Source organism: Pseudomonas sp. P7779 (assembly GCF_013386315.1).
Taxonomy (GTDB): Bacteria; Pseudomonadota; Gammaproteobacteria; order Pseudomonadales; family Pseudomonadaceae; genus Aquipseudomonas.
The window spans coordinates 18,069-42,823 of the sequence record NZ_JACARZ010000013.1; the positions used below are offsets into that span (position 1 = coordinate 18,069).

Sequence of the window (24,755 nt, forward strand, 5' to 3'; positions counted from 1 at the left end):
AGTGCTTGTAGCACGAGACGGTTTTTCAGGCTAATGCCTCAGCGTACCGTGGCTTCACATTCACTCCATCAGGTACGGATCATGACAACGGCACATTCCTTCAAGCGTGTTTGGCTGGTAACCGGGGCTTCCCGGGGCATCGGCGCGAAAATCGTCGCGGCAGCACTGGCCCACGGTGATGCGGTGGTGGCCACGGCCCGCAACGCCCATACCGTCACCGAACGCTTCGGTGAGCAACCCGGGCTGCTGGCGGTGCAACTGGACGTGACCGACGAATCCCAGGCTGCCGACGTTGCCCGTGCCGCCATTGAGCACTTCGGGCGCATTGATGTGTTGGTCAACAATGCCGGTTTTGGCCTGCTGGGCGCGGTGGAGGAGGCGTCTGCCGATGAGGTTCGCCGCTTGTATGAAACCAATGTGTTCGGGCTGCTCAATGTCACTCGCGGTGTATTGCCGTTCATGCGCCAGGCGCGCAGCGGGCATGTGATCAATATTTCGTCGGTGGGCGGTTTCCGTTCCGGGGCGGGGTTCGGCACGTACTGCTCGACCAAGTTTGCCGTTGAAGGGTTGAGCGAGGCGCTGCACGCAGAGCTGGCACCCTTGGGCGTCAAGGTGACGGTGGTGGAGCCGGGCTATTTCCGTACCGACTTCCTGGATGGCAACTCCCTGGTGGAGTCGCCCTTGATCATCGACGATTACGCCGCCACGTCCGGCGAGGTGCGCAAGCTGGCCAAGGTCTACAACCAGCAGCAACCGGGTAACCCGGAGCTGCTGGCAGTGGCCATGATCAAGCTGGTGGAAGCGCCGCATCCGCCGATGCGCCTGGCCCTGGGTACCGACACGTTGCAGGCGATCGAGGACAAGCTGGCCTACGTCAAGGAAGAGACCGCCGCCTGGCGTGAACTGTCGGCCTCAACCGATTTCTGACACCCAATGGCGTAGCAGCTGCTAGGGGCCGGGCACCAAAAACGCCGCCTCCAGCAGTTGCCGGGTGTAGGCATGCTGGGGGTTGGCGAAGATCGCGGGTGCATCTCCCTGTTCAACCGCCTGCCCGTGTTTTACCACCATCAGTTGGTGACTCAAGGCCTTGACCACCGCCAGGTCGTGGCTGATGAACAGGTAGGTCAGGTTGTACTTGGCCTGCAGGTTGCGCAGCAGTTCCACCACCTGGCGCTGCACGGTACGGTCGAGGGCCGAGGTCGGCTCGTCCAGCAGAATCAGCCGGGGCTTGAGCACCAGGGCGCGGGCAATAGCGATGCGCTGGCGTTGGCCGCCGGAAAATTCGTGAGGGTAGCGATTGCGGGTTTCCGGGTCCAGGCCCACTTCCTTCAGCGCGGCGATAATCGCCGCTTCCTGCTCGGCGGCAGTGCCCATCTTGTGGATACGCAGGCCTTCGCCGACGATCTCGCTCACGCACATGCGCGGGCTCAGGCTGCCAAACGGATCCTGGAACACCACCTGCATTTCCCGGCGCAGCGGGCGCACCTGTTGCTGGCTGAGCTTGTCCATCTGATGGCCTTCGAAGCGGATGCCGCCCTTGCTCGCAATCAGCCGCAAAATTGCCAGGCCCAGGGTGGATTTGCCCGAGCCGCTTTCACCAACGATGCCCAGTGTCTGGCCCTGGGGCAGGCTGAAGTTGATGCCGTCCACCGCCTTGACGTAATCGACGGTATTGCGCAGGAAGCCTTTCTTGATCGGGAACCAGACCTTCAGGTCATCGACTTCCAGCAACGGTGGGCCGACTTCATTGGTGGCGGGCCCGCCGCTGGGTTCCGCTGCCAGCAGCTCCTGGGTGTAAGGGTGCTGCGGCGCCTCGAACAAGGTTTCGCATTCGGCCTGCTCGACAATGCAGCCTTTTTGCATCACGCATACCCGGTGGGCGATGCGCCTGACCAGGTTCAAGTCGTGGCTGATCAACAGCAACGCCATGCCCAGGCGCGCCTGCAGTTCCTTGAGCAGCTCCAGGATCTTCAGCTGCACGGTGACGTCGAGTGCCGTGGTCGGCTCGTCCGCAATCAGCAACTCCGGCTCATTGGCCAGGGCCATGGCGATCATCACCCGCTGGCGCTGGCCGCCGGACAGCTCATGGGGCAGCGCCTTGAGGCGTTTGTGGGGCTCGGGGATGCCCACCAGTTCCAGCAACTCCAGGGTGCGTTTGGTGGCCACCTTGCCGGTAAGCCCCTTGTGCAGGCCGAGCACTTCGTTGATCTGCTTCTCGATGGAGTGCAGCGGGTTCAACGAGGTCATCGGCTCCTGGAAAATCATCGCAATCCGGTTGCCGCGGATATGCCGGATGGTCTTTTCCTTCAGGGTCAGCAAATCGTGGTTGGCGTACTGGATCGTGCCCGACGGGTGACGTGCCAGCGGGTAGGGCAGCAGGCGCAATATCGAGTGCGCCGTGACCGACTTGCCCGAGCCGCTTTCGCCCACCAGTGCCAGGGTTTCGCCGCGCTTGATATCGAAGCTGACGTTGTTCACCACCCGCTGGTGGCTGTTGCCTACGACGAACTCGACGGAGAGGTCGCGGACTTCGATCAGATTGTCCTGATTCATCTCATTTCCTCGGGTCGAAGGCATCGCGAGCGGACTCGCCGATAAACACCAGCAGACTCAACATGATCGCCAGCACGGCAAACGCACTCATGCCCAGCCACGGCGCCTGCAGGTTGGATTTGCCCTGGGCCACCAGTTCACCCAGGGACGGCGAGCCGGCCGGCAGGCCAAAACCCAGGAAGTCCAGCGCGGTGAGGGTGCCGATCGCCCCGGTCAGGATGAACGGCATGAAGGTCATGGTGGAGACCATGGCGTTGGGCAGGATATGGCGGAACATGATCGCGCCGTTCTGCATCCCCAGCGCCCGCGCCGCCCGCACATATTCCAGGTTACGCCCGCGCAGGAACTCGGCGCGCACCACGTCCACCAGGCTCATCCAGGAAAACAGCAGCATGATCCCCAGCAGCCACCAGAAGTTGGGTTGCACGAAGCTGGCGAGGATGATCAACAGGTACAGCACCGGCAAGCCGGACCAGATTTCCAGGAAACGCTGGCCGGCCAGGTCGACCCAACCACCGTAGAAGCCCTGCAACGCGCCGGCGATCACGCCGATGATCGAGCTGAGCACGGTGAGCGTCAGGGCAAACAGCACGGAAATCCTGAAGCCGTAGATCACCCGCGCCAGCACATCGCGGCCCTGGTCATCGGTGCCCAGCAGGTTGTCCCGTGACGGCGGGGCGGGGGCCGGAACTTTCAGGTCGTAGTTGATGCTCTGGTAGCTGTACGGAATCGGCGCCCACAACGTCCACGCGTCCTTGGCCTTGAGCAGCTCCTGGATATACGGGCTCTTGTAGTTGGCTTCCAGCGGGAATTCGCCGCCGAAGGTGGTCTCGGGGTAGCGCTTGAGCGCCGGGAAATACCAGTCGCCGTCGTAGTGCACCGCCAGCGGCTTGTCGTTGGCGATCAGCTCGGCGCCCAGGCTCAGGCCGAACAGGATCAAAAACAGCCACAGCGACCACCAGCCACGCTTGTTGGCCTTGAAACGCTCGAACCGGCGACGATTGAGGGGGGATAGATTCATCTCAATGCTCCCGGCTGGCGAAGTCGATGCGCGGATCGACCAGGGTGTAGGTGAGGTCGCCGATCAGCTTCACCACCAATCCCAGCAGGGTGAAGATAAACAGGGTGCCGAACACCACCGGGTAGTCGCGGTTGATCGCCGCTTCAAAGCTCATCAGGCCCAGGCCGTCGAGGGAGAAGATCACTTCCACCAGCAACGAGCCGGTGAAGAAGATGCCGATAAAGGCCGACGGGAAGCCGGCAATCACCAGCAGCATCGCGTTGCGAAACACATGGCCGTACAGCACGCGGTGGTTGGTCAGGCCCTTGGCCTTGGCGGTGACCACGTACTGCTTGTTGATCTCGTCGAGGAAGCTGTTTTTGGTCAGCAGCGTCATGGTGGCGAAGTTGCCGATCACCAGGGCGGTCACCGGCAGGGCAAGGTGCCAGAAGTAATCGAGGACCTTGCCGCCCCAGCTCAACTCATCAAAGTTGTTGGACGTGAGCCCGCGTAACGGAAACCAGTCGAAGTAACTGCCGCCGGCGAACACCACGATCAGCAGGATCGCAAACAGGAACGCCGGGATCGCGTAGCCGACGATGATCGCCGAGCTGGTCCACACGTCGAAGTGGCTGCCGTGCCGCGTAGCCTTGGCGATCCCCAGCGGGATCGACACCAGGTACATGATCAGGGTGCTCCATAATCCGAGGGAGATGGACACCGGCATCTTTTCCTTGATCAGGTCGATGACCTTCGCATCGCGAAAGAAGCTGTCGCCAAAATCCAGCCGGGCGTAGTTCTTGACCATGATCCACAAGCGTTCCGGCGCCGACTTGTCGAAGCCGTACATCTTCTCGATTTCCTTCACCAGCGCCGGGTCCAGGCCCTGGGCGCCGCGGTAGCTGGAACCGGCCACCGAGACTTCGGCACCGCCCCCGGCAATCCGGCTGGTGGCGCCTTCAAAGCCTTCGAGCTTGGCGATCATCTGCTCCACCGGGCCACCCGGGGCGGCCTGGATGATCACAAAGTTGATCAGCAAAATGCCGAACAGGGTCGGGATGATCAGCAGCAGTCGACGAAAAATATAGGCCAGCATCTCAGTCGCCCCCGCTCGCCGGATCGGCGCTCTGGTTGGTGTCCACGGTTATCGCAGGTTTCACGTCGGGTTTGCTCCACCAGGTGGCGGTGCCGACGTCATACCGTGGCGAGACCTTCGGATGGCCGAGGTGGTCCCAATACGCCACGCGGAAGGTCTTGATGTGCCAGTTGGGGATCACGTAGTAGCCGAACTGCAGCACGCGGTCCAGGGCCTTGGCGTGGGCCACCAGGCTCTTGCGCGAGTCGGAGTCGATGAGTTCTTCCACCAACTGGTCGATGGCCGGGTCTTTCAGGCCGATGTAGTTGCGGCTGCCGGGCTTGTCGGCGCTGGATGACTTCCAGTACTCGCGCTGCTCGTTACCGGGCGATGAGGATTGCGGGAAGCTGCCCACCACCATGTCGAAATCCCGCGAACGGATGCGGTTGATGTACTGCGAGATGTCGACCCGGCGAATCACCAGGTCGATCCCCAGGTCTGCCAGGTTGCGCTTGAACGGCAACAGGATGCGTTCGAACTCGGTCTGTGCCAGCAGGAACTCGATGGTCACTGGCTTGCCGGTGGTGTCGACCATCTTGTCGTCGACGATCTTCCAGCCGGCCTCTTGCAGCAGTTGATAGGCCTCGCGCTGCTGGGTGCGGATCATACCGCTGGCGTCGGTCTTCGATGGCTCGAAGGCTTCGGTAAACACCTGGGGCGGGATCTTGTCCCGCAGCGGTTCAAGAATCGCCAGCTCATCCGGGCCGGGCAGGCCGGTGGCGGCCATCTCGGAGTTTTCGAAATAACTGCGGCTGCGGGTGTAGGCGCCGTTGAACAGTTGTTTGTTGCTCCATTCAAAGTCCAGCAACAGGCTGATGGCCTTGCGCACCCGCACATCCTGGAACATCGGTTTGCGGGTGTTGAACACGAAGCCCTGCATGCCGGTGGGGTTGCCGTTGGGAATTTCTTCCTTGATCAGGCGGCCCTGGGTGACGGCGGGGGTGTTGTAGGCACTGGCCCAGTTTTTCGCGCTGATTTCCAGCCAGTAATCGAACTGCCCGGCCTTGAGGGCTTCGAGGGCCACGGTGTTGTCGCGGTAGTAATCGGTGACCCGGTAATCGAAGTTGTAGAAACCCTTGTTGATCGGCAGGTCCTTGGCCCAGTAGTCCTTGACCCGCTCGTAGCGGATCGAACGCCCGGCCTTGACCTCGGCCACCTTGTACGGGCCGCTGCCCAGCGGAATCTCCAGGTTGCCCTTGGAGAAGTCGCGGCCCTCCCAGTAATGCTTGGGCAACACTGTCAGTTGCCCAAGGATCAGCGGCAGTTCGCGGTTGTTGGTGCGCTTGAACTTGAACAGCACCCGCAGCGGGTCCTCGGCGATCACTTCGTCGACATCCGCGTAGTAGGTCTTGAAGATCGGCGAGCCGTCCTTCATCAGCGTCTGGAAGCTGAACACCACGTCTTCGGCACGGATCGGGTGGCCGTCGTGGAAGCGCGCTTCGGGGCGGATGTAGAAGCGCACCCAGCTGTTGTCCGGGGCCTTTTCGATCTTGCCGGCCACCAGCCCGTATTCGGTGATGGGTTCGTCCAGGCTTTGCTGGGCGAGGGTGTCGTAGATCAGGCCGATATCATCTGCCGGCACGCCCTTGCTGATGAATGGGTTGAGGCTGTCGAAGCTGCCCATGCTGGATACGCGGAAGGTGCCACCCTTGGGGGCATCCGGATTTACGTAGTCGACGTGTTTGAAATCGGCGGGGTACTTGGGCGGTTCGTTGTAGAGGGTCAGGGCATGTTGCGGGGCCGCATTGGCCGCGGCGCAAAACAGCAGGCTGCCAAGGATCGCAGTACGCAAAGGTATCATTGGGCTTTCTCCGAAGCTTTCAGCCACCATGCGCTCAGGCCCAGGCTGTAGGGCGGCGTGGTGACGAAGGCGAACCGGTTGCGGTACGCCAGGCGATGATAGTTGAGGTACCAGTTGGGAATACTGTAGTGCTGCCACAGCAGGACGCGGTCCAGCGCCCGGCCGGCGGCCAACTGTTCTTCACGGGTTTGCGCCGCCAGCAGTTGGTCCAGCAGGTGGTCGACCACCGGGTTGGCGATGCCTGCGTAATTCTTGCTGCCCTTGATCCCCGCCTGGCTGGAGTGGAAATACTGCCACTGCTCAAGGCCGGGGCTGAGGGTCTGGTTGAGGGTCATCAGAATCATGTCGAAGTCGAACTGATCGAGGCGTTGTTTGTACTGTGCGCGGTCTACCGTGCGCAAGCGGGCATCGACGCCGATGCTTGTCAGATTCTCGACATAGGGCTGCAGGATGCGCTCCAGGTTCGGGTTCACCAGCAGAATCTCCAGCCTCAGCGGCTGCCCGTCACTGTTGAGCAAGCGTTGCCCGGACAGCTTCCAGCCGGCGTCCGCCAACAATGCGAGGGCGCGGCGCATCGTGTCGCGAGGAATGCCACGACCGTCGGTCTGGGGCAGGCTGAATGGCTGGGTAAACAGGTTGGCCGGCAGTTGGTCGCGATAGGGCGACAGCATCAGCCACTCATGGCCGGTCGGCACGCCGGTGGCGGAGAACTCGCTGTTGGGGTAATAGCTGAGGCTGCGTTTATAGGCGCCGCTGAACAGGGTGCGGTTGGTCCACTCGAAATCGAACATCAGCCCCAACGCTTCGCGGACCTTGGCCTGGCTGAAGGCCGGGCGCCGGCTGTTCATGAACAGTCCCTGGCTCTGGGTCGGTATCTGGTGGGCGATCTGCGCCTTGATCACATCGCCGCGGTTGACCGCCGGGAAGTTGTAGCCGTTGGCCCAGTTCTTCGCCTGGTGCTCGATATAGATATCGAACTCGCCGGCCTTGAACGCTTCGAAGGCCACGTCGCTGTCGCGGTAGAACTCCACCTCGACCTTGTCGTAGTTATACAAACCACGGTTGACCGCCAGGTCCTTGCCCCAGTAATCCTTGACCCGCTCGAACACCAGTTGTCGCCCGGGGCTGACCTTGCTGATGCGGTAAGGCCCACTGCCCAGCGGCGGCTCGAAGGTGGTGGCCTTGAAATCGCGGTTTTTCCAGTAATGCTGGGGCAATACCGGTAGCTCGCCCAGGCGCAGGATCAGCAACGGGTTGCCGGCGCGCTTGAACACAAAACGAATGCGATGCCGGTTAAGAATGTCGACCCGGGCCACTTCCTGCAGGTTGGTGCGGTACTGCGGGTGACCTTCGGTCAGCAGCGTGCGATAGGAAAACGCTACGTCGTAGGCGGTGATCGGCTTGCCATCGTGAAACCGCGCTTCAGGGCGCAGGTTGAACACCACCCAGCTGCGGTCCTCGCTGTATTCCACCGATTGGGCAATCAGGCCGTAGCTGGAAGTCGGCTCATCGCCAGAGGGGGCGTACTGGCCGGTGCCTACCATCAGCGGCTCATTGAGCTCGTTGACGCCGTATTGCAGGAAGTTGGCGGTGGAGACCGGGCTGGAACCCTTGAAGGTGTACGGGTTGAGGGTGTCGAAAGTGCCAAACGCCATGACCCGCAAGGTGCCGCCCTTGGGCGCTGCGGGGTTTACCCAGTCGAAGTGGGTGAATTTGGCCGGGTACTTGAGCGTGCCGAACTGCGCATAACCGTGGCTCTCGGTAATGGTCGCGTTCGCGGAAAAGCTCAAGGCCAGACTTATTAGTAGAAGGAGGGGACGCTTCAAGTCAGGGATCCGATCCAGGCGGCTTGGGCTTTATGAACCGTACAGTAACAGCTTGTTCCGATTGGAAAAAGGCTGGCGCCGCAGGAGGGAGACTACAGGCTTGGATGGGGGTTGGCAGGGTGAAGAACAAAGGGGGAGCTGTTGCCAGTTCCCCCTCGTGTTTGCTGCTTAGCGCGGCCCGGAAACCACCAGCATCTGCCCAGGTTTCAGCGCCTGGCCAGTGCGTGGGTTCCAGCGCTTGAGATGTTGCATCTCGACGTTGAAGCGCTTGGCGACGATGTACAGCGAATCGCCTTTCTTGACCTTGTACTGCACCGGCTTCTTGCTGTCGGTCTTGGCCACCAGCTTGCGGGTGTCCTGCATCACCAGGGTCTGGCCGACCTTGAGCGCCTGCCCGTTGAGCTTGTTCCAGCGCTGCAGGTCATGTACATCGACCTTGTTGGCCTTGGCGATCAGCGTCAGGTTGTCGCCGCTGCGCACCTTGTAGTTGCGGGTGCGACCGGCAATGGCCTTGTGCTCAACGTCGTCGAACACCGGCTTTTTCGGGCGCATGCTCAGCAATTCTTCGGGCTTCATCGCCGAAAGGCTGCTGGCCAGCAACTGCGCCTTGGACGTCGGCACCAGCAAATGCTGCGGGCCGTCCAGGGTGGTGCGCTGTTTCAAGGCCGGGTTGAGCTGGAACAGTTCGTCTTCGTCAATCTCGGCCAGCGCGGCGACCCGTGACAGGTCCATGCTGGTCTTGATTTCTACCACTTCGAAGTACGGCGTGTTGGCGATCGGGTTCAAGTTGACGCCATACGCCTCGGGGGCCAGCACCACCTGGGACAGCGCCAGGAACTTGGGCACGTAGTCCTTGGTTTCCTGGGGCAGTGGCAGGTTCCAGTAGTCCGTCGGCAAACCGAGCTTCTCGTTACGCTCGATGGCCCGGCTGACCGTGCCCTCACCGGCGTTGTAAGCCGCCAGGGCCAGCAACCAGTCGCCGTTGAACATGTCATGCAGGCGAGTCAGGTAGTCGAGGGCAGCGGTGGTGGAGGCGGTGATGTCGCGGCGGCCGTCGTAGGCGCGGGTCTGACGCAGGTTGAAATAGCGCCCGGTGGCGGGAACGAACTGCCACAGGCCGACCGCATCGCTGCGGGAATAGGCCATTGGGTTGTAGGCACTTTCAATCACTGGCAGCAGCGCCAGCTCCAGCGGCATGTTGCGTTCTTCAAGGCGTTCGACGATGTAATGAATGTAGAGGCTGCCGCGTTCGCCGGCGTTCTCGAGGAAGGATGGGTTGCTGGCAAACCACAATCGTTGCTGTTCAATGCGCGGGTTGACGCCTAACCCGTCCTGCAATTGAAAGCCCCGGCGCATGCGTTCCCAGACATCCTGGGGCACTTCCGGGCTTGGCTTCTCTGATAGCCAAAGGGGTTTTTGCTTGATCTTGGCGGTAAGGTTTGGCTTGGGTTGCACGGTGGATTGTGCGGCAAAATGGGTCGATTGGCAGCCCGCCAGAGTAGCGGACACAGCCACCGCCACGGCTTGAGCCAGGCGGGTCAATGCGTCTGAATGGTTGGTTTTACGAATAGATGACGACATTGGCTGGAAGTAAGTTCCGGGCAAAAATGTCGGGCGATTCTAGAAAGCGCGTGGGTTGCGGTCAACCATTCAGAAATTACGTACTAAATTCCGCGCGCTTAGAACGTATCTTTCCACGACCTCAAGCTAGCAAACACCTCACTCCCGGCCCGGTTATCGCGGCCATTCCGTTCGTCCGCTTTTTCTTTAACGGATGTTTCAGAGGTCCGCAGAAAAGGGTTGGTGCGTTTTTCCAGGGCCAAAGTCGAAGGCAATGTTATCTGGCCGTTCGCCCGCAGTTGCCGCACGTTCTCCACCCGTTCGGCGATATCCGCGTTATGCGGTTCCACGGCCTGGGCGAATTTCAGGTTACTTTGTGTGTATTCGTGGGTGCAGTACACCAGCGTGTTGGCCGGCAAGGCCGCCAGGCGTTCCAGTGAGGTGTGCATTTGCTGCGGGGTGCCTTCGAACAGGCGGCCACAACCGGCGGCGAAGAGGGTGTCGCCACAGAACAGCACGCCCTCGTGATAAAAGGCGATGTGCCCCAGGGTATGGCCGGGTACGGCAAACACCTCGAAGTCCCAACCCAGCACGTTGATGCGGTCGTTATCCTGGAGTGCCACGTCCCGCGCCGGGATCTTTTCATTTGCCGGGCCGTAGACCGTGGCGCCTGAAACACTTTTAAGTTGCTCGACGCCGCCGACATGATCATGGTGATGGTGAGTCACTAGGATGTCGCTGAGGGTCCACTCGGGATGCTGCTGGAGCCAGGCCAGCACGGGCGCGGCATCACCGGGATCGACCACCGCGCAGCGCTTGTTCGGCTGATCCTGTAACAACCAGATGTAGTTATCGGTGAAGGCGGGCAGGGCACTGATCTGTATCATTCTTTGATTCGCCAAGCTGAACACATTGGTGCATCTTAGAGCTTCTTGGCGCGTTGGAGAATGCAATGACTGATAAAGCGTTCGCCCAGGCCGATCCCGAGTGGCTGGCACTGATCGGTGCCGCCCGTGAATGGCTGTCCGGGCCTGTCGGGCAATTTTTACTGGATGAAGAACGGCGCATGCTCGAAGACGAGCTGGGTCGGTTCTTTGGTGGTTACCTGGTGCATTACGGGCCGTCGGCACAAACCCCGCCGTCGGCACCCCAGGTGCAACGCAATGTGCGCCTGGGGGCGCCGCTGCCGGGGGTTGAAATCGTCTGCGAGGAGCAGGCCTGGCCGTTGAGCGAACATGCGGCCGATGTGGTGGTGATGCAGCATGGCCTGGATTTCTGCCTGTCGCCCCACGGTTTGCTGCGCGAAGCGGCCAGCAGCGTGCGCCCTGGTGGCCATTTGCTGATCATTGGCATCAACCCCTGGAGCAGTTGGGGCTTGCGCCATGTGTTCGCCCATGACGGGCTGCGCCAGGCGCGCTGCATCTCGCCGTCGCGAGTCGGCGACTGGTTGAACCTGCTGGGCTTTGCGCTGGAGAAACGCCGCTTCGGGTGCTATCGTCCGCCGCTTGCGTCTGCCAAGTGGCAAGGCCGGCTGGCCGGCTGGGAACGCAGGGCCGGTGCCTGGCAATTGTCCGGCGGGGGTTTCTACCTGTTGGTGGCGCGCAAGATCGTCGTTGGCCTGCGCCCGGTGCGCCAGGTGCGTCGCGAGCCGATGGGCAAGCTGGTGCCGATGCCGATGGCCAAGGTCAATCGCAAGCAGAGCGAACAGTAAACATACCTTTTTGATTTCAGGTCGAGCCTCTCGACCTCGGGCACTTGTCGGTCGATTATCGGCAACCCGCTTTGATGGATCCCGCTTTAATGGACAGTGAAATGACCGATACCGTAGAACTCTTCACCGATGGCGCCTGCAAGGGCAACCCCGGCCCCGGCGGATGGGGCGCCTTGCTGGTGTGCAAGGGCGTGGAGAAGGAACTGTGGGGCGGCGAAGCCAACACCACCAACAACCGTATGGAACTGATGGGCGCGATCCGTGGCCTGGAAGAGCTCAAGCGCCGTTGCGACGTATTGCTGGTGACCGACTCCCAGTACGTGATGAAGGGCATCAACGAGTGGATGGTCAACTGGAAGAAGCGCGGCTGGAAGACTGCGGCCAAGGAGCCGGTGAAAAACGCCGACCTGTGGCAATTGCTCGATGAGCAATGCAATCGCCACAACATCACCTGGAAATGGGTGCGCGGGCACATCGGCCATCCCGGCAACGAGCGGGCCGACCAACTGGCCAACCGCGGTGTGGATGAAGTGCGCGGCTACAAACAGAGCTGATGCCGGTTGACGTGTTAAGATCCCGCCCTTTGAAATGTACCAAACCGTTGAGAGCTGAACCCTGATGGCCATCCGATCTGTTGTACTCGATACCGAAACCACCGGCATGCCGGTGACCGACGGCCACCGGATCATTGAAATCGGCTGTGTCGAACTGATGGGCCGCCGCCTCACCGGCCGGCACTTTCACGTCTACCTGCAACCGGACCGGGAAAGTGACGAAGGCGCCATCGGCGTCCACGGCATCACCAACGAATTCCTGGTGGGCAAGCCACGGTTTGCCGAAGTGGCGGATGAGTTCTTTGAGTTCATCAACGGCGCGCAACTGATCATCCATAACGCGGCGTTCGACGTTGGCTTCATCAACAACGAATTCGCGCTGATGGGGCAGACCGACCGGGCTGATATCACCCGGCACTGCTCGATCCTCGACACCTTGATGATGGCGCGTGAGCGTCACCCGGGCCAGCGCAACAGCCTCGATGCGTTGTGCAAACGCTATGGCGTCGACAACTCCGGCCGTGAACTCCACGGCGCGTTGCTCGACTCCGAGATTCTCGCCGACGTCTACCTGACCATGACCGGTGGCCAGACCAGCCTGTCCCTGGCCGGTAATGCCTCGGACGGCAATGGTTCGGCGGAAGGCTCGGGCAATCGTCCTTCGGAAATCCGCCGCCTGCCAGCGGATCGCCAGCCCACTACGATCATTCGTGCCAGCGAGCAGGACATGGCCGAGCATGCAGCGCGCCTCGAGGCGATCGCCAAGTCTGCCGGCGCACCCGCGCTATGGACCCAATTGACCCAGCAATAACCGTCACCCCAGCGCCAGCCCCTGGCTGGCCCTGATCAGGTCATATGCCTTGCGCGCAATCGGGTTCGCCGTGTTCGGACGGATCCACAGGTAGTACGTGACCTCCGGCATCCTCGGCAATCCATCGTTTTCCCCCAATACCCGCATATCCGGCCCTAGCATCTCCATGCTCCGTGGGGTCACGCCCAGCCCTGCGCGGGTCGCGGCCTTGATGCCGATCAGGTTCGATGCCAGGTACGCCTGGCGCCACGGGATATTCGCCCGTTCCAGCGCCTCAAGGGCGTAGCGCCGATAAATGCTCGGCTCATCCACCAGAATCAATGGCAGCGGCTCGCTTGGCGAGTGAATGTATTGCGCCGAACAAATCCACCACACCGGCGAGGTGCGCAGTGCAAAGCCCTCCAGGTTGGCATCGGCGCGGGTGGAAATCACCATGTCGACCTTGCCCCGGTGCAGGTCATCCATCAGGAACGGGCTGCGCCCGACGTCGATCTCCAGGCGCAGGCGCGGTGCCGAGCGGGCGATGTGGCTGAGGATCGGCGGCAGGATGGTGTCGGCGATGTCGTGGGGCGAGCCGATACGCAGTACGCCGCTAAGGCTGCTTTCCCGCAAGGAATTGAGTGCATCGTCATTCAGCGAGAGCATCTGCCGCGCATGCCGCAACAGCTGCATCCCGGGTTCTGTCAGTTGTTTTTGCCGGCCACGTTTTTCAAACAGGCTGACGCCCACTTGTTGTTCCAGACGCTGCATATGCTGGGTGACGGAAGATTGTGTGCGTGCCAGGTGAGTGCCGGCTTCGGCAAAGCTGTGGTGGTCGACCACGGCGATAAAGGTGCGGAGCAGTTCAAGATCGAGGGTCGACATGGCCATTCCAGGGCGTTTTTATATCAAGGGTGCGAAGATAAACATTACAGATGTTTATGTTTTGTCGCGCCGGGTTTTTACGAGGGCTAATGAATTCGAGTATATGGCCAAAAGTCAGCGCGTCCATATACGGGAAGTTATAACGATATTAGATATTTGAATTTCCGTTAGCCCGGCACTCTCCCTAGCATGCCCCCACATCAGGTCGGGGTACGCCGATCGCTAATGAGGGGAGTTCCATGGGGTTTGTGCGCGCGGCGGTAAAACGAAGGTTGCCTGTGGTCCTGGGCGCGTTGATCGCCCTGGGCGGCAGCGCAGTGGCTCAGGCCGATGCGACCCTGGACAAGATCCAGCAGCGCCATGTGCTGGTGGTCGGCGTGCTGCTGTCTGGCGGGCCGTTTGGCGGCATCGACCCCACCACCCAGAAGCCCAGGGGCTTGAACGTCGACCTGGCCAACGAGCTGGGTCGTCAGTTGGGCGCCGAGGTGCAGCTGGTGCCGGTATTGCCGGCCAACCGTGTGCAGTTCCTGCAACAGGGCAAGGTCGACCTGCTGATCGCCAATATGGAATGGACCGCCGAGCGTGGCGAGATCCTCGGGTTCGTGCCGACGCCGTTCTACAAGATCGGCGGCACTGCTGCCGTACTCAAGGACAGCAAGATCACCCGCTGGGAAGATCTCAAGGACCAGCCGGTGTGCACCTCCCAGGGCAGCAGCTACGTCAAGCCGCTGACCGAACTGGGCGCGCAGATCAAGGCCTTCAAGAGCTCTTCGGAATCCCTGCTGGCCCTGCGCGGCAACAACTGCGTCGCTGCGGTGCATGACTCCACCCTGGTCAACCCGCTGATCAACGACAGCGCCGAATGGAAGGATTACCGCACCCTCAGTCCCGAGCTGAACCCTGCGCCATCGGTGATCTGGACCCGCCGTGGCGAGAACGACACCCAGGCCAAACTCGACCCCATCGTCAAGGACCTGCACCGCAGCGGCTGGCTGATCGAAGCCCAGACCCGCAACCACATCACCCCGGCGTCCCCGGCGCTGGTGGAGTTGCAGAAACAGTTCAAGGGCGCCTGACACATGACATTGAGAACCCTGACTGCCTTGGGCCTGGCACTGTGCGCCAGCCTGGCCCACGCCGACGCCACCCTCGACAAGATCCAGCAACGCCACGCCATCAGCGTCGGCGTGATCCTCAGCGGTCCGCCGTTTGGCACCATCGACCCCAAGACCGGCGAACACCTGGGCTACAACGTCGAACTGGCCAAGGGCCTGGGCCAGGCGCTGGGTGTGGAGACCAGGACCGTTTCGGTACTGGCGCCCAACCGCGTGCAGTTCCTGCAACAGGGCAAGGTCGACGTGCTGATCGCCAACATGCAGTACACCGACGAACGCGCCGAGATTCTCGACTACGTGCCCACGCCCTATGAAGAGGTCGGCGGCGCGGCGTTGATCCGCAAAGGCGCCGGGATCACCCAGTGGGCCGACCTCAAGGACAAGCCGGTGTGCGTGTCCCAGGGCAGCAACTTCATCAAGCCGTTGCAGGAAACCTACGGCGCGCAGATCAAGGCGTTCCGCAGCCAGTCCGAATCTTTGCTGTCGTTGCGCGGCAATGGCTGCGTGGCGGCGGTGCACGTCAGCCCGACCATGCACGCGCTACTCGGCGATGCCGAATGGTCCGGCTACGAGATCCCGTTGCCGGGGGATTTGATCCCGTCCAAATCCGTGATCTGGATCCGCAAAGGCGAACACGACACCCAGGCCAGGCTCGACGCCATCGTGCGCGACTGGCATCGCAGCGGCTGGTTGATCGCCCTCGGCGAACGTACCGGCATGGCTCCGTCCCAAGCCCTGCGTGATCTGCACGAGCAGTACAGCCATGAGTGAAGCGCTATTCGCCACCCTGCAACAACTGCTCGGCGCCGCCCATGTGCAGCGCAGTGAAGATGCCGCCCAGTACCTGACCGACAAACAGGGCCGCTACACCGGCGAGGTGATCGCCGTGGTGCATCCGGCCAACACCGAGGAAGTGGCCGCCGTGGTGCGTGCGTGTGTCGCCCTGGAAGCGCCCATCGTGGTCCAGGGCGGCAACACCGGCCTGATGGCGGGTGCCACACCGGATGCCAGCGGCCGCGCGGTATTGTTGCTGCTCGACCGCATGAACCGGGTGCGCGTGATCGATACCGACAACGACACCCTGACCGTCGAAGCCGGCTGCATCCTGCAAAACATCCAGGACGTGGCCCGTGAAGCCGATCGCCTGTTTCCATTGAGTCTGGGCGCCGAAGGCAGTTGCACCATCGGCGGCAACCTTGGCACCAATGCAGGCGGCACCGCCGTGCTGCGTTATGGCAACACCCGCGAGTTGACCCTGGGCCTGGAAGTGGTGACCGCCGAAGGCGAAATCTGGAATGGCCTGCGAGGGTTGCGCAAGGACAACACCGGCTACGACCTGCGGGATTTGTACGTGGGCAGCGAAGGTACCCTCGGGATTATCACCGCCGCGACCCTGAAGCTGTTCCCGCTGCCCAAGGCCCAGGCGACAGCGCTGCTGGCGTTTGACGAGTTGGCCCAGGCGGTGGCGTTCCTGTCCCATGCCCGCGCCGGTTTTGGTGCAAACCTAACTGCATTCGAATTGCTCAGCGCCGATTGCCTGGCGTTGTTACGCGAGCAATTTCCCGAGGGCCCGCAACCGTTTCTCAACGCCAGCCAACCCTGGTTTGCCTTGCTGGAGCTGTCGGATAACCACGGTGAAACCCACGCCCGCGAAGCCTTCGAAACGGTCCTCGGTGAAGCCTTCGAACAGTCACTGCTGGCCGACGCACTGATCGCCGAAAGCCTGGCGCAAAGCGAAGCGCTATGGCTGCTGCGGGAGAACATGAGCGAAGCGCAGAAGCGTGCCGGACGCAATATGAAGCACGATATCTCGGTGCCCATTTCGCAAATCGTCGCCTTCGTCGCCCATACCGATGCGCTGTTGCAGACGCATTTCCCCGGTGTTCGCAACTTCACGTTCGGGCACCTGGGGGACGGCAACCTGCATTACAACGTGGCTCATCCGCTGGATTCAACGGTTGACGAGCACATGCGCAACTACGCCGAATTGAGCTTGCTGGTACACGACAGCGCCCATGCCCACGGCGGCTCCATAAGCGCCGAACACGGGATTGGCCAGCGCAAGGTCGGCCTGCTGGGCCGCTACAAAAGCCCGGTGGAACTGGACCTGATGCGCCGCATCAAGCGGGCCCTCGACCCGAAAAACCTGCTCAATCCCGGCAAAGTCATTGAGGTGCAGCCATGACCGTTCGCCTGTCCAAGCGGGTGCAGCGCGTGTCGCTGTCGGCCAATGCGGCGGCCAAATCCCGCGCCACGGAACTGCGTGACGCCGGCCGCGACATCCTGGACCTGACCACCGGCGAGCCGGATTTCGATACCCCGGAGCACATCAAGCAAGCCGCCTGCGCAGCCATTGCTGCGGGCGCCACCAAGTACACGCCGACACCCGGGGTAAAAGCCTTGCGCGTGGCCGTGCAACGAAAACTGGCCGAAGAAAACCACCTGGACTATTCGCTGCCGAATATCGTGATCGCCAACGGCGCGAAACAAATCATCTTCAACGCCTTCGCCGCAACCCTCGACGACGGCGATCAAGTGCTGGTGCCGACGCCTTACTGGCCGTCGTTCCCCGACAGCGTGCGCTTCAACGGTGGCGAGCCGGTTTTTATCGAGTGCGGGCTGGAGCAGGGCTGCAAACTGCTGCCCGCCCAGCTGGAGCAACACATCAATCAACGCACCCGCTGGCTGATCCTTAACGGCCCGGGCAACCCGAGCGGTGCGGTGTATAGCGAGGCTGAACTGCATGCGCTGGCCGAGGTGCTGCGTCGCCATCCCCAGGTGCTGGTGCTGCTGGATGAACTCTACGAACACATCCGCTTCGACGGGCGCCCGGCCCAGAGCCTGCTGAACGTTGCGCCGGATTTGCAGGACCGTTGCCTGCTGGTGGGCGGCGTGTCCAAGACCTACGCCATGACCGGCTGGCGCATCGGTTTCGGCGCCGGGCCGCAGGCCTTGACCCATGCAATGGCGGTTGTTCAGTCGCAATCCACCTCCGGTGCTTCCTCCGTGGGCCAGGCCGCTGCATTGGCTGCATTCACCGGCGGGCTGGGCTTTTTGGCCGAGCAGGTAGCGGCCTATCAACTGCGCCGGGACCTGTTGATGATGGCCCTCGGCACCGTCGAGGGCCTGGAAGTACTCGAACCCCAGGGCGGCTTTTTCGTGTTCGTGCGTTGCGCCGGGTTGCTTGGCCGCTATCGCCCGGACGGTCAGCGCCTGAACGATGATGGCGATGTCGTCGCGTACTTGCTGGAGGAGGGCGTCGCCGGAGTAGCGGGCAGTGCCTACGGCCTGTCGCCGTGGTTTCGCCTGTCCATCGCCACGGCGACCGACAGCGTGGCCGAGGCCGGCCGCCGTATCGCTGTCGCCTGCGGCAAGCTGCGGGGCGTCGAATGAGTCATTGGCTGGAGCTTTTTGTGCACTGGGCCGCCGGTATCGGCCTCAACTACAGCTTCCTGCTGGATGCCTATCAGCGCGGCACCCTGGAGCAGGGCGCGCTGACCACCGTGCTGTTGTGCCTGTTCACCGTCGTCGGCAGCCTGCTGGCCGGGATCAGCCTGGCAGCGCTGCTGACTTCCGGCAACCCGTGGCTGGCCAAACCGGCGCGGGTGTTTATCGAAGTCACCCGCAACACGCCGACCCTGGTGCAGCTGTACTGCGCATTCCTGGTGTTGAACATGCTGCTGACCCAGGCCGTCGGCGCGGCCAACCCGCTGACGCCGTTTGCCTGGGTGGTGATCGTGATTTCGCTGCACAAGGGCGCGTTCCACGCCGAAGCCCTGCGCGCCGGCATCGAGGCGGTGCCCGCCGTGACCCTGGAAGCCGCCAGCTCCCTGGCGTTCAGCAGCCGGCAATTGCTGTGGAATGTGCAGTTGCCGTTGGCCCTGCGCTTCGCGCTGCCGTCGCTGATCAACAACCTGATCGACCTGGTGAAAATGACCGCCGTGGCCTCGGCCATCGCCGTGGGCGATATCACCTACGCCTCGATCATGATCTGGACCCAGAGCGACAATGTGCTGGAGCTGATGATTCTGATCCTGAGCTTTTTCGGCTTGCTGAGTTTTACCGTCAATTGTGTGGGGCGCTGGCTGGAAGCGCGCCTGAGGATGCCCGGCTATGGCCATTGATTCATTCCCGGTGCTGTCGGCGTTGCTGCAATGGTCGCCGGCGCTGGTGACTGGTTTCGGCCAGAACATCCTGATCAGCCTGGTGGCGATTGGTCTCGGCTCGCTGCTGGGGCTGATGGTGGGCGCGTTAACCCTGTCGCCGTTGCGCCTGCTGCGGTTGCCCGCGCGGATCTGGGTGCAGGTTTTCCGCAATGCACCGTGGCTGGTGCTGATCTATTTCACTACCTACGTGTTCCCGTTCGAGATCCATATCGGCAGCAGCTACGTGTCGTTCCCGGACTGGGTCAAGGTGACGATTGGCCTGGCATTGCCGGCCAGCGCCAACGTGGCGGAGATCTTTCGCGGCGCCATCGGCTCGATCCCCAGCACCCAATGGGAAGCGGCGCGCTCACTGGCATTCACCCGCGGCCAGATATTCAGCTCGATCATCCTGCCCCAGTGCTTCAAGCGCATGTTGCCGCCGTGGATGAACCTCTACGCGGTGGTCACCATGGGCACCGCCCTGGCGTCGCTGGTGGGCGTGCACGACGTGATCGACACCGCACAGATCGCCAGCAACACCGTGAACATGACCGGCTTTACCGTGGTGATCTACCTGAGTTTGCTGGTGCTGTTCTTTGCCTACTGCTACCCGATTTCCCGTTTGACCCAACGCCTGGAGCGCCGTTATGCCTTCTATTGAACCCCTGGTCAGCCTGCGGGATTTGCAGCTGTCGTTCGGTGACAACCGGGTGCTCAAGGGCATCGACCTCGACGTGCATCGCGGCCAGGCGGTGTCGATCATCGGCCCGTCAGGCTCGGGCAAGTCGACCATCCTGCGTTGCATCACCGGCCTGTTGCAGCCCCAGCGCGGCACCATCCGCGTGGGCGAAACCCGGGTCGATACGCTGACCCAGGAAGCCCAGCGCATCGAGCTGCGCAAGCGTGTGGGTTTTGTGTTCCAGCAATACAACCTGTTCCCGCATTTGTCCGTGCTGGAAAACCTGGTGATCGCCCCGCGCAAGGTGCTCGGTCGCAACCGTGCCGATGCCGAGAAAGATGCCCGGGCGCTGTTGGCCAAGGTGCGCATGGAGCACAAGGCCGATGCCTATCCGGGCCAATTGTCCGGCGGCCAGCAGCAGCGGGTGGCGATTGCCCGGGCGTTGGCGATGCGCCCCGAGCTGATCCTGTTCGATGAAGTGACCTCGGCCCTGGACCCGGAAACCGTCGGTGAAGTACTGACGGTGATTCGCGAGCTGACCGAAGAAGGCATGACCTGCGTGCTGGTGACCCACGAAATGCGCTTTGCCGAAGAGATCAGCGACATCGTCTATTTCACCGAGAACGGCGTGATCGTCGAGCACGGCAGCGCCGAGCAGATCTTCCAGCGCCCCACCAGTGAACGGACCCAGGAATTCCTGCGCCATGCCTTGGGCGATCCCGGCCGTCGGCCACCGATCGCCAATGATCCGTACCTGTTGACCAACCTGAGCCGCTACACCCTGTCCGTCTAACAAGAGGAACCTCGTCATGAGTACCGCAAACCGTGCCGCCGTTATCGAAGACTTCCTGCAGCAGATCCGCGTCATCAACCAGCGTGGCGTAGACCGCGCGGCCCTGGTGGAAATCGTCGGGCTGCTGGAAACCCTGGCCGAGCGCCGGGACCTGTTCAACTTCAGCGAATTCCCCGCGCCGGTGCCGGGGCAGGGCAGTACCGCGTTCCGCTATCGCCTGAACGACGACGGCGACACGCCCACCCTGTACCTGAACTCGTTGCTGCCGGGCAAAAGCACCCTCCCGCACAACCACGAAACCTGGGCGATCATCAGTGCCGTTGAAGGCCAGGAAATCAACTACGTGTATGGCCGCAACGATGAAGGGCGTGAGGAAGGCTTCACCACCCTGACCCTTGAGAAAGAAGTCGTCGTGCAGCCGGGCACCTCTATCTCGTTCCTCGGTGAAGACCTGCACGGGATTCGCGTTGAGGGTGAGCAGGCGACCTTGCATTTCCACCTGTACGGCTTGCCGCTGGAATCCCTCAATGGCCGTTATGGCGTTGAAGCAGACGGCCGGATCCTCAACTACAACGCCTCGCAGATGGCGCCTTCAATCCGGGCGTATTCCTGAGCACAACACACATCAAATGTGGGAGCGGGCTTGCTCGCGAATGGGGTGTGTCAGCCAATGAATGCGTTTCTGACCCACCGCATTCGCGAGCAAGCCCGCTCCCACAATTGGATCAGCGTTCATCCAGGGTTTTTTATGATTGATCTGTATTACTGGCCTACGGGCAACGGCCTGAAAGTCGGCATCCTGCTGGAAGAGCTGGAGGCGGAGTACCGCCTGATTCCGGTCAACATCCGCGAAGGCGCGCAGAAGCAGGAAAGCTTCCAGTGCATCAGCGCCAATGGGCGGATTCCGGCGATTGTCGACCACCGCCTTGAAGCACCCCTGAGCCTGTTCGAGTCCGGGGCGATCCTGAACTACCTGGCCGACCAGGCCGGGCGCTTCCTGCCGCCCGCCGGCACCGCCGAGCGCCAGAAGGTCCAGGAATGGCTGTTCTGGCAGGTAGGGCATATCACCCCGTACCTGAGCCAGTTGCAGCTGTTCAAGGAGAAGGCCCCGGAACCGATTCCCTTTGCCCTGGACCTGCTGAACGCCGAAGCCACGCGCCTGTATCGGGTGCTGGAGCAGCGCCTGGCCGAGGTGCCGTATGTGGCGGGCGAATATTCGGTGGCCGACATGGCGATTTTTCCGTGGATCCAGCCCCTGCGCCAAGGCCAGGACCTGGCGGACTACCCGAACATCCAGGCCTGGCGTCTGCGCATCAAGGCGCGCCCGGCAGTCCAGCGGGCCTATGCCAAGGGCCGTGAAGTGGCCGCCGGCGAGCGTTCGCTGGCCTTGCAGTAACCCATCTATTTTTTGCGGGACTTCCATGAGCCAGACCATCACACCCGGGCAATTGCAACAATGGCTGTTTGACGGCCAGGAAATCGCCCTGTTCGACGTACGCGAGCATGGCCAATACGGCGAGGCCCACCTGTTTCACGGGGTGAACCTGCCCTATAGCCGCCTGGAACTGGAGGTGCAGCGCCTGGCACCGAATCCCCGGGTGCGCCTGGTGATCTACGACCAGGACGGCGGCGATGTGGCTGCGCGCACGGCACTGCGTTTGCAAGCGCTGGGCTACCGCCATGTGCATGTACTGGAAGGTGGTGCGAACGCTTGGCAGGCGGCGGGTTTGCAGTTGTTCGCCGGGGTGCATGTGCCGTCGAAAGCCTTTGGCGAATTGGTGGAAGAGGCCAGCCACACGCCCCACGTCACCGCGCAGCAACTGGCGGACTGGCAGGCCACGGGCGAGCCGCTGGTGGTGCTGGACGGTCGGCCGTTCGATGAATACCGCAAGATGACCATTCCCGGTTCGATCTGCTGCCCCAATGGTGAGCTGGGTTACCGCGTGCACGACCTGGTGCCGGATGAAACCACGCCGATCGTGGTCAACTGCGCCGGGCGTACCCGCAGCATTATCGGCGCCCAGACGTTGATCAACCTCGGGGTGAAGAACCCGGTTTATGCCCTGGAAAACGGTACCCAGGGTTGGTACCTGGCGGACTTCAAGCTGGAGCATGGCAGCACCCGGCGTTATGCCGACCAGGTCTCGACGGATCTGGGTCGGCAGCGCGAAGCTGCCCGGCAGTTGGCGGAGCGGGCAGGGGTGGTCAGTGTCAAGGCGGAGCAGGTCCGGCAATGGGCGGCGGACCCGGCCCGTAGCCTGTTCCTGTGCGATGTGCGTACCGCTGAAGAATTTGCCGCCGGCAGTTTGCCGGGGGCGCAACACACGCCGGGCGGGCAGTTGATCCAGTCCACCGACCTGTACATCGGCGTGCGTCAGGCGCGGGTGGTGCTGCTGGACAGTGATGGTGTGCGTGCGCCGATTGTCGCCAGTTGGCTGCGGCAGTTGGGGCATGAGGCGTATGTGCTCGAGGGTGGCGTCCACAGTGGATTGGCGCTGGAGGCCAAGGAGGCCGTGCCCTTTGACGCGCTGCCGCTGATCTCGGTGCAGGCGCTGGCCGATGCGCTGAAGGACGACACCGTGGACCTGGTGGACCTGCGCCCGAGCATGATCCATCGCAAGGGCCGGATTGCCGGTTCGCGCTGGTCGATCCGTTCCCAGTTGACCGCCGGTACGCGTCCGTTGGTGCTGCTGGCGGATGATCCGGCGCTAACTGCTTTTGCTGCGCTGGGGATGGGCGACGATGTGCGCTTGCTCGACGGCGGCTATGCCGCGTGGGTTGCGGCCGGTTTGCCGGTGATCGAGGATGCGCAAACGCCTCCGGACAACCAGTGCATCGACTTCCTGTTCTTCACCCACGACCGCCACAGCGGCAACAAGGACGCTGCCCGCCAATATCTCGCCTGGGAAATTGGCCTGTTGGCACAGATGAGCGAAGCGGAAATCGCCAGTCTCAAGCCGTTGTTGCCCGCGTCACGGGTGCGTACCCGGCTGATTCACGCGGCGCGTACCGAAGGCGGCAATGGTGGTCGGGCGGTGAACGTACCGATCATCCGCCTGAGCACCGTGCTGTTCGACAACCTGGCCCAGATGCGTGACGCCCGCTCCCGACGCGACAGTGAGCGGGTCCTGAGTTACGGCGCACGCGGCAATCCCACTGCTTTTGCCCTTGAAGACCTGGTCACCGAACTTGAGGGTGGCTATCGCACACGGCTGTATGGCACCGGGCTCGCCGCCGCGGCGCAGACGTTCCTGGCCTACCTGCGGCCCGGCGACCATGTGTTGATCACCGACGCCGTCTATTCGCCGGTGCGCAAACTGGCCCGGGAGTTCCTCCAGCCATTCGGCATCGAAGTCAGCTATTTCGCCCCGGACGGCAGCGGCCTGGAAGCGCAACTGCAGGCCAACACCAAAATGGTCTACGCCGAAGTGCCGGGTTCGCTGCTGTATGAGCTGTGTGACCTGCCCGCGCTAGCCGCACTGTGCAAGCCGCGGGGCATTCTGTTGGCGGTGGACAACACCTGGGGCTCGGCGTACCTGTACCGCCCGCTGGCGCTGGGTGCCGACATCTCGATCATGGCCTTGACCAAGTACCTTGGCGGCCACAGTGACGTGATGATGGGCAGCGTCTGCACCACCGAAGCGGCATGGCCGGCCCTGGCGAAAATGAGCGATACCTTTGGCAATGCAGTGAGTGCCGACGATGCCTACCTGATCCTGCGTGGCGCACGCACCCTGGCTTCCCGGCTGGACGTGCACGAGCGCCAGGCGTTGAAGATTGCCCAGTGGTTGCAGGCGCAGCCGCAGGTCAAGCGGGTGTTTCATCCGGCACTGGCGGAGCATCCTGGCCACGCGCTGTGGAAGCGTGACTTCAGCGGGAGCAACGGTTTGCTGTCCTTCGAACTCGACCGCGCGGATGCCGGCTACGTCGAACGGTTTATCGACGGCCTGCAGCTGTTTGGCCTGGGCGCATCCTGGGGCGGCTTTGAAAGCCTGGTGACCCTGGCCGATACACAGGATCGCCAGAACGCCGCCGACCGTGGATTGAACCCGGTGGTGCGCCTGCATGTGGGGCTGGAGGATGTGGAGGCGTTGATCGAGGATCTGCAGCGCGGGTTCGTGGCGGCGGGGCGTTGAGCCTCGCAGCATGACAATTTGCGTCCGCCCATAGGTGCCAATCGAACTTTGTGTTTAACTTCGGCACCTGAA

General features: G+C 62.3%; 22 protein-coding genes. 14 read left to right on the top strand and 8 right to left on the bottom strand.

The features are described 5' to 3' along the window. The first annotated feature begins 81 nt into the window (after positions 1-81). On the top strand, positions 82-927 hold the full coding sequence (locus HX869_RS04215) for an oxidoreductase (protein ID WP_008435212.1): 846 nt from the start codon (positions 82-84) through the stop codon (positions 925-927). Positions 928-948: 21 nt separating this feature from the next. On the opposite strand, the gene HX869_RS04220 is transcribed toward HX869_RS04215, so the two are convergent. The 7 genes from HX869_RS04220 to gloB all read right to left on the bottom strand — a co-directional run bounded on the left by HX869_RS04220 (position 949) and on the right by gloB (position 10,762). Beyond that, a complete protein-coding gene (locus tag HX869_RS04220; RefSeq protein ID WP_102368872.1) occupies positions 949-2,553 on the bottom strand; it encodes an ABC transporter ATP-binding protein in 1,605 nt (534 codons plus the stop codon). A gap of 1 nt (position 2,554) precedes the next feature. After that, the gene (locus HX869_RS04225; protein WP_008435209.1) at positions 2,555-3,574 is read right to left on the bottom strand and encodes an ABC transporter permease; all 1,020 of its coding nucleotides are present in this window, start codon (positions 3,572-3,574) and stop codon (positions 2,555-2,557) included. Position 3,575: 1 nt separating this feature from the next. After that, the gene (locus tag HX869_RS04230; protein WP_008435207.1) at positions 3,576-4,649 is read right to left on the bottom strand and encodes a microcin C ABC transporter permease YejB; all 1,074 of its coding nucleotides are present in this window, start codon (positions 4,647-4,649) and stop codon (positions 3,576-3,578) included. 1 nt (position 4,650) lies between these two features. Further along, positions 4,651-6,489 (bottom strand): extracellular solute-binding protein, encoded by a 1,839-nt coding sequence (locus tag HX869_RS04235; RefSeq protein ID WP_178902778.1) that lies wholly within the window; start codon positions 6,487-6,489, stop codon positions 4,651-4,653. After that, the gene (locus HX869_RS04240) at positions 6,486-8,315 is read right to left on the bottom strand and encodes an extracellular solute-binding protein (protein WP_008435204.1); all 1,830 of its coding nucleotides are present in this window, start codon (positions 8,313-8,315) and stop codon (positions 6,486-6,488) included. The genes HX869_RS04235 and HX869_RS04240 overlap by 4 nt, the downstream gene beginning before the upstream one ends. Before the next feature lie 168 nt (positions 8,316-8,483). Further along, positions 8,484-9,896 carry a lytic transglycosylase domain-containing protein gene (locus HX869_RS04245; protein WP_178902779.1) on the bottom strand — a complete coding sequence of 471 codons (1,413 nt, stop codon included), beginning with the start codon at positions 9,894-9,896 and terminating at the stop codon, positions 8,484-8,486. 98 nt (positions 9,897-9,994) lie between these two features. Further along, on the bottom strand, positions 9,995-10,762 hold the full coding sequence (gene gloB / locus HX869_RS04250) for a hydroxyacylglutathione hydrolase (protein ID WP_003207471.1): 768 nt from the start codon (positions 10,760-10,762) through the stop codon (positions 9,995-9,997). Between the two features lie 65 nt (positions 10,763-10,827). Between gloB and HX869_RS04255 the strand changes: the two genes are divergently transcribed. The 3 genes from HX869_RS04255 (at position 10,828) to dnaQ (ending at position 12,951) form a co-directional block, all read left to right on the top strand. Next, a complete protein-coding gene (locus HX869_RS04255) occupies positions 10,828-11,586 on the top strand; it encodes a class I SAM-dependent methyltransferase (RefSeq protein ID WP_008435200.1) in 759 nt (252 codons plus the stop codon). Positions 11,587-11,687: 101 nt separating this feature from the next. After that, positions 11,688-12,140 (top strand): ribonuclease HI, encoded by a 453-nt coding sequence (rnhA, locus tag HX869_RS04260; RefSeq protein ID WP_003207474.1) that lies wholly within the window; start codon positions 11,688-11,690, stop codon positions 12,138-12,140. 70 nt (positions 12,141-12,210) lie between these two features. Continuing rightward, positions 12,211-12,951: a DNA polymerase III subunit epsilon gene (gene dnaQ, locus HX869_RS04265; RefSeq protein ID WP_162835175.1), complete on the top strand. Its 741-nt coding sequence runs from the start codon at positions 12,211-12,213 to the stop codon at positions 12,949-12,951. Between the two features lie 3 nt (positions 12,952-12,954). Here the strand turns inward: dnaQ and HX869_RS04270 are convergent, their stop codons facing one another. Beyond that, positions 12,955-13,815, bottom strand: a complete 861-nt coding sequence (locus HX869_RS04270) for a LysR substrate-binding domain-containing protein (protein ID WP_003207477.1) — start codon at positions 13,813-13,815, stop codon at positions 12,955-12,957. Between the two features lie 239 nt (positions 13,816-14,054). On the opposite strand from HX869_RS04270, the gene HX869_RS04275 reads away from it, so the two are divergent. From HX869_RS04275 to metC, 10 genes are all read left to right on the top strand, one after another. Continuing rightward, positions 14,055-14,891 (top strand): transporter substrate-binding domain-containing protein, encoded by an 837-nt coding sequence (locus tag HX869_RS04275; RefSeq protein ID WP_177068285.1) that lies wholly within the window; start codon positions 14,055-14,057, stop codon positions 14,889-14,891. A gap of 3 nt (positions 14,892-14,894) precedes the next feature. Beyond that, on the top strand, positions 14,895-15,701 hold the full coding sequence (locus HX869_RS04280) for a transporter substrate-binding domain-containing protein (protein ID WP_178902780.1): 807 nt from the start codon (positions 14,895-14,897) through the stop codon (positions 15,699-15,701). Next, positions 15,694-17,115, top strand: coding sequence for an FAD-binding oxidoreductase (locus HX869_RS04285; RefSeq protein WP_178902781.1), 1,422 nt, complete (start codon positions 15,694-15,696; stop codon positions 17,113-17,115). Before HX869_RS04280 ends, HX869_RS04285 begins: the two co-directional genes overlap by 8 nt. Next, positions 17,112-18,323, top strand: a complete 1,212-nt coding sequence (locus tag HX869_RS04290; protein ID WP_003207484.1) for an aminotransferase class I/II-fold pyridoxal phosphate-dependent enzyme — start codon at positions 17,112-17,114, stop codon at positions 18,321-18,323. The genes HX869_RS04285 and HX869_RS04290 overlap by 4 nt, the downstream gene beginning before the upstream one ends. Beyond that, complete coding sequence (locus HX869_RS04295; protein ID WP_178902782.1) at positions 18,320-19,054, top strand: amino acid ABC transporter permease; 735 nt, start codon at positions 18,320-18,322, stop codon at positions 19,052-19,054. The genes HX869_RS04290 and HX869_RS04295 overlap by 4 nt, the downstream gene beginning before the upstream one ends. Beyond that, positions 19,044-19,736, top strand: coding sequence for an amino acid ABC transporter permease (locus HX869_RS04300; protein WP_178902783.1), 693 nt, complete (start codon positions 19,044-19,046; stop codon positions 19,734-19,736). The genes HX869_RS04295 and HX869_RS04300 overlap by 11 nt, the downstream gene beginning before the upstream one ends. Then, positions 19,723-20,547 (top strand): amino acid ABC transporter ATP-binding protein, encoded by an 825-nt coding sequence (locus tag HX869_RS04305; RefSeq protein WP_003207489.1) that lies wholly within the window; start codon positions 19,723-19,725, stop codon positions 20,545-20,547. Before HX869_RS04300 ends, HX869_RS04305 begins: the two co-directional genes overlap by 14 nt. Positions 20,548-20,563: 16 nt before the next feature. Next, positions 20,564-21,160: a cysteine dioxygenase gene (locus HX869_RS04310; protein ID WP_008435185.1), complete on the top strand. Its 597-nt coding sequence runs from the start codon at positions 20,564-20,566 to the stop codon at positions 21,158-21,160. Between the two features lie 135 nt (positions 21,161-21,295). Next, positions 21,296-21,943 (top strand): glutathione S-transferase family protein, encoded by a 648-nt coding sequence (locus HX869_RS04315; RefSeq protein WP_178902784.1) that lies wholly within the window; start codon positions 21,296-21,298, stop codon positions 21,941-21,943. 25 nt (positions 21,944-21,968) lie between these two features. Continuing rightward, positions 21,969-24,683, top strand: a complete 2,715-nt coding sequence (gene metC, locus HX869_RS04320) for a cystathionine beta-lyase (protein WP_178902785.1) — start codon at positions 21,969-21,971, stop codon at positions 24,681-24,683. Positions 24,684-24,755 lie beyond the last annotated feature (72 nt).